We start from the raw sequence: 1,362 nt of genomic DNA, 5'->3' as shown, positions 1-1,362 counted from the left end.
CCCCGCCGCGACCGTCAGGTCGATCTCGACCGGCGCCCCGGACGGCAGCGCCGCCACCCCGATCGCAGACCGGGCGGGCAGTGCGGCCGCGCCCAGTTCGGCGGCCAGCGTCGCCGACGCCCCGTCGGCGACCGCGCTGAGCTCGGCGAATCCCGGCCGGCAGGCAATGTAGACGGTCATCCGAAGACACCGTAGAGCTGCCGTTCCGGGCAGTACCGACCGTACCGCGGCCAGCGCGTTGCCCGCCGCGAGCGCGGCGGCCGCGCGGGCCTGCTCGACCGACAGGGTGTCCCCCACCAGGCCGGTGACGACCAGTTTCCCGTCGCGCCGCGGGGTCATCCCGGCCGAGTAGGCCACGTCGCCGTGGCGCACCGCGGGCACATAGTCGCCCTGCGGGGACGGCACGGGCTGCTCAGTCGACACCGAGGGCGATGCCTTCCTGACGCGGGTCGGCGGCCCCGGCCAGCACGCCGCGGTCGTCGACGGAGACGACCTGGGCGCTGCCGCCACCGCCGAACTCGGGCTGAACGACGACGTGGTGTCCGGCGGCTGCGAGCCGGCGACGGGTCTCGGCGGGCAGGGTCTCCTCCACGCGCAGTTCGTCGGGCGCGCCGACGACGTCGGCGTCGGATCCCGGGAACACGGTGAACCGGGGCGCCGACACCGCCTCGGCCGGATCGAGGCCGTGGTCGAGCAGGTGGGAGAGCAACTGCATGTTCCACTGCACCTGACCGTCCCCGCCCGGGGTGTTGCCTGCGTGCCGCAGCGCACCGGCGTCGTCGGTGACGACCCACGCGTTGAGGGTGTGCAGCGGCTTGCGGCGCGGCGCCACCTCGTTGGGATGGCCGGGGATCAGGTACGCGCCGCGGCCCAGCCGGTTGTTGAGCACCACGCCGGTGCCGGGGACGCTGAACTTGGCGCCGAAGGTGAACGCCAGCGAGTGGATGAAGCTCACCGCCCGCCCGTCGGCGTCGACGGCCACGGTGGATGTGGTGTCGCCCGCGTGCACCTCGGCGCGGCCGTGCTGTTCGACACCCAGGTCGAGATCACGCCGCTGGGCGTCGATCCGGTCGGCCGCCAGCACTTGGCGGGCGCCGTCATTGTCGCTGGCGCACAACGCGAATCGGTCGGCGAAGGCCAGCCGGGCGGCCCGGGCCAACCGGTCGACCACCTCGGCGCTCATCCAGCCGGCGAACCCGACGCTGCCGTCGCACAGCGCCGCCTGCTGCAGCACCATCCAACCGGGCGTGGGCAGCGGCGTCTGATGCACCGTCGCCCCTGCGTACCGGCCGGTCAGCGCGGGTTCGGGCGCGACGTGCGCACCCGCGGCCCACTCGTCGCCGGTGAACGGCGCTCCGCCGG

At 74.7% G+C, this 1,362-nt stretch carries 2 protein-coding genes; both read right to left on the bottom strand.

Features of this window, described 5'->3' with window-relative positions; all coding sequences use genetic code 11:
- Positions 1-423, bottom strand: a 423-nt coding sequence (locus tag MVA01S_RS29860; protein WP_003929550.1) for a RidA family protein, incomplete at its 3' end; no start/stop codon positions are given.
- Positions 413-1,362, bottom strand: a 950-nt coding sequence (locus tag MVA01S_RS29855) for a gamma-glutamyltransferase (RefSeq protein WP_174539019.1), incomplete at its 5' end; no start/stop codon positions are given. The genes MVA01S_RS29855 and MVA01S_RS29860, both read right to left, overlap by 11 nt.

This window comes from Mycolicibacterium vaccae NBRC 14118 = CIP 105934, from assembly GCF_001552715.1.
GTDB lineage: Bacteria > Actinomycetota > Actinomycetes > Mycobacteriales > Mycobacteriaceae > Mycobacterium > Mycobacterium vaccae.
This window is presented reverse-complemented; position numbering and strand designations above follow the sequence as displayed.